This is a genomic window from Dietzia sp. DQ11-44, from assembly GCF_014145205.1.
Taxonomy (GTDB): Bacteria; Actinomycetota; Actinomycetes; order Mycobacteriales; family Mycobacteriaceae; genus Dietzia; species Dietzia natronolimnaea.
On sequence record NZ_JAALEC010000431.1, the window covers coordinates 1 to 5,498 of the forward strand.

At 70.2% G+C, this 5,498-nt stretch carries 5 protein-coding genes; 2 read left to right on the forward strand and 3 right to left on the reverse strand.

The genetic code is table 11. The features are described from left to right. Window positions 1-149: 149 nt before the first annotated feature. On the reverse strand, window positions 150-887 hold the full coding sequence (locus G6018_RS11245; RefSeq protein ID WP_179525098.1) for a histidine phosphatase family protein: 738 nt from the start codon (window positions 885-887) through the stop codon (window positions 150-152). Between the two features lie 40 nt (window positions 888-927). Beyond that, window positions 928-2,109, reverse strand: coding sequence for a zinc-dependent alcohol dehydrogenase (locus tag G6018_RS11250; RefSeq protein ID WP_182610967.1), 1,182 nt, complete (start codon window positions 2,107-2,109; stop codon window positions 928-930). A 104-nt stretch (window positions 2,110-2,213) separates the two neighbouring features. Here G6018_RS11250 and G6018_RS11255 point away from each other — a divergent pair, with 104 nt between their 5' ends. Then, window positions 2,214-3,689, forward strand: coding sequence for an NAD(P)-binding domain-containing protein (locus G6018_RS11255; protein ID WP_182610968.1), 1,476 nt, complete (start codon window positions 2,214-2,216; stop codon window positions 3,687-3,689). Window positions 3,690-3,711: 22 nt separating this feature from the next. On the opposite strand, the gene G6018_RS11260 is transcribed toward G6018_RS11255, so the two are convergent. After that, window positions 3,712-4,857, reverse strand: coding sequence for a nucleotide pyrophosphatase/phosphodiesterase family protein (locus tag G6018_RS11260; protein ID WP_182639631.1), 1,146 nt, complete (start codon window positions 4,855-4,857; stop codon window positions 3,712-3,714). Between the two features lie 219 nt (window positions 4,858-5,076). Here G6018_RS11260 and G6018_RS11265 point away from each other — a divergent pair. Next, the coding region (locus G6018_RS11265; RefSeq protein ID WP_182639632.1) for a hypothetical protein at window positions 5,077-5,498 on the forward strand (422 nt) is incomplete at its 3' end.

The following is a 5,498-nucleotide window of genomic DNA, read 5'->3' on the forward strand; positions in this document are numbered from 1 at the left end:
GGCGAGGAGCACCCCGCCCGGGGTCGTGCGACCGCCTCCCACCACGAGCACCCGGCCCCGGCTCTCCTTGCCGCCGCCCGGCGCGGGAAGAGCCCAGCCCCGCAGACGGTGGGAGGTCAGGACGATCTCCTTCTCCGACGGACCGCCGTTCACCGGCCGTCCTCGTCCGCCGCGGATCCCTCGCGGGTCGTCGGTGCCGCGGCCCGCTCCACGGCCGTGGTGTCGGCGTACCGCTCGAGTTCCAGCGCCGCGCCGCCGTGCCGGTACGTGGTGACCGAGCAGTTGGGTAGGGGGTCCGCCCGGTCCACGTGGAGGATGTCCTGCTCGGCCATCTGCTCCAGCGCCACCCGGAACCCCATGATCACCGCCTGGTGGCTGAAGACGCACAACCGTTCACCGGCGTACTGCTGGCGCAGGTCGGTGAGCAGGTAACGCACGCGGAGGACCACGTCCGTCCAGCTCTCACCGCCCGGGGGCCGGTAGTAGAACTTCCCGATCCGGTCGCGCCGCTCCGCCTCCTCCGGGAAGCGGTCACGGATACCGTGTCCGGTGAATCCGTCCAGGATCCCGAGGTCACGCTCGCGCAGCCGCTCGTCGGTGAGGAGAGTGGCGTCCAGGCGGGCGGCCTCCAGCGCGGCGGCGGCGGTGTCCGCCGCGCGTCGGTACGGGGAGGTCAACCACACCGTGGGTCGGTGCTCCTCCGGCAGGTCGGCGAGCCACGCGCCGACCGCCGACGCCTGCGTGAACCCGGTATCCGACAGGGGTGTGTCGGCGTCCCGGTAGTCCAGGTCGAGGCGGTGCGCCCCGGCGGCCCGGGCCTCGTCGTCGGCGATGTTCCCCACGCTCTGCCCGTGGCGGACGAGCAGGAGTCGGGACAGTTCGGTCATATCCGCAACCTACCCATCCGCATCCCGCCCGTCCCCGGACTCACGGCGTGAGGACGATCTTCACGGCCCCGTCCTGCTTCTTCTGGAAGATCTCGTAAGCGTGGGGGGCGTCCGACAGTGGGAGCCGGTGCGTGGCGAAGTCGTCCACGCCCAGCGGGTCGGCATCGGTGAGCAGCGGCATGATGTCCGGCACCCAGCGCTTGACGTTGGCCTGCCCCATCTTGAGCGTGAGCTGCTTGTCGAACATCGTCAGCATCGGCAACGGGTCGGCGACGCCGCCGTACACGCCGGACAGCGAGATGGTCCCACCGCGGCGCACGATGTCGATGGCGGAGTAGAACGCGGCGAGCCTGTCGACTCCCGAGTGCTCCATCATCTTCTTGCCCAGGAACTTCGGGAGCATCCCCACGGCCGCGTGGGCCGCCGTGGCGACGGGGGACCCGTGTGCCTCCATCCCCACCGCGTCGATCACGGAGTCCGGCCCGCGGCCGTCGGTCATGTCGCGGATCACGTCGCCCAGCTCACCGGGGAGCTCGGAGGGGTCGAGAACCTCGACACCCCGGTGCGCCTGCCGGGCCCGGCGCTCCGCGACCGGGTCCACTCCGATGACGCGGTGCCCGCGGTGGGCGGCGATCCGGGCGGCCATGTCGCCGATCGGTCCCAACCCCAGGACGACGACCGTCCCGCCGTCGGGGATCTGCGCGTACTCGACCGCCTGCCAGGCCGTCGGCAGCACGTCGGACAGGTACAGGTACCGGTCGTCGGTGTGCTCGTGCGGCACCTGGATGGTGGTGTTCTGGGCCTGCGGGACCCTCAGGTACTCGGCCTGACCGCCCGAGACGCTGCCGTACAGCTCGGAGTACCCGAACAGTGCCGCGCCCATACCCTGGTCACGGACCTGGGTGGTCTCGCACTGGGTATTGAGGCCCTTGTCACACATGTAGCAGTGGCCGCACGAGATCTGGAACGGCATCACCACGCGGTCGCCGGGTTTCAGGTCGGTGAGACCGGACCCCACCTCCTCGACGATCCCCATCGGCTCGTGGCCGAGGATGTCGCCCTCGTTCATGAACGGCCCGAGCACCTCGTACAGGTGTAGGTCGGATCCGCAGATGTTCGTGCTGGTGATCCTGACGATCGCGTCGGTGGGATCCTCGATCCTGGGATCGGGTACCTCGTCCACGCGGACGTCGCGCTTGCCGTGCCAGGTGACCGCCTTCATGGCAGGCTCCTCTCGCTGGTCGTGTCATGCGCGCTCACGCATATCACCGACGCTACGAGGCCGCGGGAGTCGACGCATCCGGTCGCCCGAGGAGGTAGACCTGAGTGGTGACCGATCTCCGCCAACCCCGCGTGGTGATCATCGGCGCGGGGGTCGCGGGGATAGCCGCCGCGCACACGTTCATGCGGGCCGGGCTGACCGACGTGACGATCTGCGAGAAGGGCACCGACGTCGGCGGGGTGTGGCACTGGAACCGTTATCCGGGTCTGACCTGCGACGTTCCCTCCCAGCTCTACCAGTTCGGGTTCGCCCCCAAGGCCGACTGGTCACACGTCTGGGCATCGGGGGAGGAGATCCAGCGGTACCACCGGGACGTGGTGGACCGGGTCGGTCTGAACGCCTGGCTGCGGCTCGGGACCGAGGTGACGGACGCCGTGTACGACGACGAGTCCGCCACCTGGACGGTGACGACGGCAGCGGGGGAGGTCCTGCACGCGGACTTCGTGGTGTGCGCGACCGGGGTGCTGCATCACCCGTACGTGCCCGATATCGACGGGCTCGACTCGTTCGCCGGACCGGTCGTCCACACCGCCCGCTGGGATCCCGGGCTGGAGACCGGCGGGTCCCGGGTGGCGGTGATCGGCTCCGGTTCCACGGGAGTGCAGATCGTGTCCGCCCTGCAGCCGGAGGCGTCACGGCTTCTGCACTTCGCCCGATCCCCGCAGTGGATCCTGTGGGCGCCGATGACTGTGCGGCAGCCCGCACCGCTCACCGCCCTGCTCCGTCGGTCACCCGGATCGCAGCGGAGGATGTACGCGACGGCCCTGTGGGCCTCGGGGATCCTGGCGGACGTGGTCCTCAAGCCGACCTGGCGGCGTCGCGCGGTGCAGGCCTACGCCCGCGTGAGTCTCCGTCGGCAGGTCCGCGATCGTCGGCTCCGGGAGGCGTTGACCCCGGACTACGAACCACTGTGCAAGCGCCAGGTGGTCTCGGGTACCTACTACCGCGCAATCACCGCCCCCAACGCGGAGTTGGTCACGGGTCCGATCTCCGAGGTGACGCCCACCGGCATCCGTACCGGCGACGGTGTCCACCACGAGGTCGACGTGATCGTGCTGGCCACGGGTTTCCGAACCCACGAGTACATGCGGCCCATGCGGATCACCGGCCGCGACGGCCTGAGTCTCGATGAGGCCTGGGCCGCAGGTCCGCGCGCATACCGGATGACCGCGATCCCGGGATTCCCCAATCTCTTCACCGTCCTCGGCCCCAACTCGCCGACCGGATCGATCCCACTGCAGTTCTCGGCAGAGCTCACCTCGCGTTACATCGCGCAGTGGATCGAGCGATGGCGGCTCGGCGAGCCCGACGCGGTCGAGGTGACCGAGCGGGCGACCGCCGAGTTCTCCCGCGCGGTGGGTGCGGCGATGGGACCGACGGTGTGGAACACCGGGTGCACGTCCTGGTACCAGACCGCCGGCGGTGAGATCGATCTCTGGCCCTTCGACCGGAAGCGGATGGGGGAGATGCTCGACCACCCCGACGAGCAGGACTTCACGACGGTCCTGCTCGGCTCCTGAGAATGCGGTGCGTCCCGACGGCTCACCGCAGGATGAGTGGGATGTGCTGCTCTGCCGCGGTATTGGCCCCGTGATGACCGAGGAGGCCCGACTCCATCTTCTCGTGGTGGGTGCGGGCGAGGATGACGCCGCCGGTGGCGACCGCGACGACGTGACCCAGACGGTCAGCATGTTCCCGGCCCGGCCCGAACAACTGCTCGTCCAGCGCCTGTTCCCGGCTCAGCACCCGCGCGTGCCCCGCCAACTCCTCGCGCCAGGCGGCCAACACCGCCGACTCCGACCCGGCCCGTGCGTGCACGTGCCGTACCCGGGCCTCGCCTACGACCGCCTCGACGTCCGCGAGGAGCGACGGGGTGGCATCGATATCGATCACGGTCTCCGCGGCCACCATGCCGTGGTCGGCGGTGACGAGCATCCCGCAGTCGGGGGGCAGATCCGTCGCCAGGTCGGCGACGAAGGCGTCCACCTCGCGCAACGACTGGATCCACTCCGGGGAGCCCGGACCGTGGATGTGCCCGATGAGATCGAGGTCTCCGAAGTAGGAATAGACGAACCGTCTGGACGTCGAGGGAGCGGCGACGACACCGAGTATCGCCTCGCGGATCTCCTGCAGTGAGATCGCCGGGCGGTACTCGCCCTCCGCCCGGAACGCGGCGCGGGTGAGTCCGGATGCCCGGAAGTCCTCGCGCATGACGTAGGTGACGTCGACCCCCTCCTCGGTGAGCAGTTCGAGCAGACTCGGCAGCACCTGCACCTCACGGGGAGGGAACCGGTCCAGTGCGGAGGGCCCCTCCGCCGACCCCGTGGTCCACCGGAGCGAGTTGAAGACGGTAGGTGTCTCTGCGCCCTCGTCCGGGAGCGCGAAGCTGTACCCGACGATCCCGTGGCGGGAACACGGCGCTCCCACCGCCAGGCTGGTCAGACTCGTGGCCGTGGTGGCGGGGAACCCCGCGGAGATCATCCGCGTGGTCATCGCCGAGAGGGTGGGGGCGACGTCGGCGTGCTGCCGGATGAGCTCGGCGCCGAGGCCGTCGACCAGGACGAGCACCGCATCCCGCGCGGGCGGGAGAGCCAGTGGGTTGCGGAGGTCAAGGCCCAGCGAGGCGGCGATCGACGGCATGACGTCTGCCAGCGAATGGTCGGCGGGGGTGGTCGGGATCCCGGTCATGGCTCCACTCTCCCTCATCGCGCCCGCGAACGGTGCGGACCGGCGCCGGGCGGGCGGACGGCATCAGGGCGGAGGTTGTGACGCGACGACGTGGTGGTCGTGACGTGTCGACGGGGTGGTCGTGACGTAACACCGCCCCGCTCGTGACGTATATGTGATGGACTCAAGAATCCTTAACTCATCGTGGGGCTCGCGCCCCCGTCATGCTCGGAGATCACTGTGACCAGATCCATCGCCTGCGCCGGTGCGCTGGCCGCCGCACTTCTCGTCTTCTCGACCGGCGCCGCCGCAGCCCAGAGCGCAGACGGCCTGTCGTCGGGCGCCCTCGACTCGTCGTCGCTCACCGGGTCCGCCGGAACGGGCACCGATGCGGACACCGGCGGCGGCCTCGGCTCCGCCGGCGACCTGCTTCCGGCCTCCGTCACCGGTTCGCTGCCCGGTTACACCTCCGGTCCGGTCGGTTCCGTCGCCAGCGCCGTCTGTGGCGTCGGCACCGTGGCCGGCACGGCGGCCAACCTGGCGGGCATCCCGCTGCCGCCCATCGGGGTCGTGTGCATGGTCGTCAAGCCCGTCGCGGAGTCCGTCGACTTCCTGATGCGCGGGGACGTCCCGGGGTCGGTCGACGCCGTCATCGGCGGGGA

Excerpts from the sequence above, each read along its gene's own strand:
- G6018_RS11245 (WP_179525098.1), bottom strand. The coding sequence starts at position 887 with ATGACCGAACTGTCCCGACTCCTGCTCGTCCGCCACGGGCAGAGCGTG.
- G6018_RS11250 (WP_182610967.1), bottom strand. The coding sequence starts at position 2,109 with ATGAAGGCGGTCACCTGGCACGGCAAGCGCGACGTCCGCGTGGACGAG.
- G6018_RS11260 (WP_182639631.1), bottom strand. The coding sequence starts at position 4,857 with ATGACCGGGATCCCGACCACCCCCGCCGACCATTCGCTGGCAGACGTC.